At 43.4% G+C, this 1,236-nt stretch carries 1 protein-coding gene; it reads right to left on the bottom strand.

Annotation, left to right across the window (positions count from 1 at the left end):
* On the bottom strand, positions 1-1,182 hold a 1,182-nt coding region (locus J8L86_RS20980), incomplete at its 3' end, for an Ig-like domain-containing protein (protein ID WP_211031449.1).
* Between the last annotated feature and the right edge of the window lie 54 nt (positions 1,183-1,236).

The raw sequence follows: 1,236 nt of genomic DNA, 5'->3' as shown, positions 1-1,236 counted from the left end.
CAGCAAACCCGATGGAGCTACCGTTGCAGTATTCGTATCATCGACTAACCAAGCAACCGAACTAGTTACATCAGATGACGTACTGTCACTGTAAGTTGCCATAACTGTTAACTGTTCAGTCTGTCCTTTTGCAATATCAACTTGTGCTGGCGTAACCGTAAGCGCAGTTATCACAGCACCAGTAATATCTACATTGGCTGTATTACTAGTAACACCGTCTTTTTGGGCCGTTAAGAATGTCGCACCAACCTCATTACCCGTCAACAAACCCGATGGAGCTACCGTTGCAGTATTCGCATCATCTACTAACCAGGTTACCGAATCACTTACATCAGATGATGTAAAATCACTGTAAATCGCCGTAGCAATTAACTGTTCAGTCTGCCCTTTTGCAACATCAACCTTTACTGGTGTAACCGTGATTGCAGTAATAAAGGCATCTGTCACAGTCACACCAACTTCATTACTACTTATATGACCTTTGTGCGCTACAATTTTTGACAAGCCTATTTTATTACCTGCAACCAAACCTGTCGGCGTCACTGGCGAAACCACAAAATCATTCGACAACCACAACACTGAACCACTCACATCCGAAGACGTACCATCACTGTAATTCGCTGTAGCCTTTAACTGTACAGTCTGCCCAACAGCTACATTAACAGATGCTGAAGCAACCTTTCCCGACGTAACAGTAATCCCTGTGACAATTGCATCCGTAACTGTTACTACCACCTCATTACTGCCAACCCCATCCTTAGTTGCAGTCAAGACCGTAGCCCCTACATCACCAGCTATTAACAGACCACTTGGTAACACTGAAGCAATACTTGTATCTAACGAAAACCATGTCACTGAATCACTCACATCAGACGATGTATCATCACTGTAAGTAGCCGTTGCAGTTAACTGCTGCTCTTGCCCCATTGCAACATCAACTCGCCCAGGCGTAACCGTAATTGCAGTTATAACAGGATCAGTTACAGATATATTTACATCATTACTTTCAACACCATTTACAATCACGCTTACAACAACAGCCCCTTCTGAGGCAGCATAAAAAATACCTGGCTCACCAAAAAAACCAACACTTTCTTCATCACTACGCCAATTGCTCAAGCTTAAATCATTCAGTTGAGATGATGTCCCATCAGAGTAATACCCCACAGCAACAAAAGACATTTTATTACCTTTCGCAAGCACCAACTCACTAGTCCCCCTCACAACCCTCTCTAC

The sequence above is a fragment of the Shewanella sp. MMG014 genome (assembly GCF_018100775.1).
Taxonomy (GTDB): domain Bacteria; phylum Pseudomonadota; class Gammaproteobacteria; order Enterobacterales; family Shewanellaceae; genus Shewanella; species Shewanella japonica.
The sequence above is the reverse complement of the archived record's forward strand: the minus strand, read 5'-3'. Positions and strand labels throughout refer to the sequence as shown.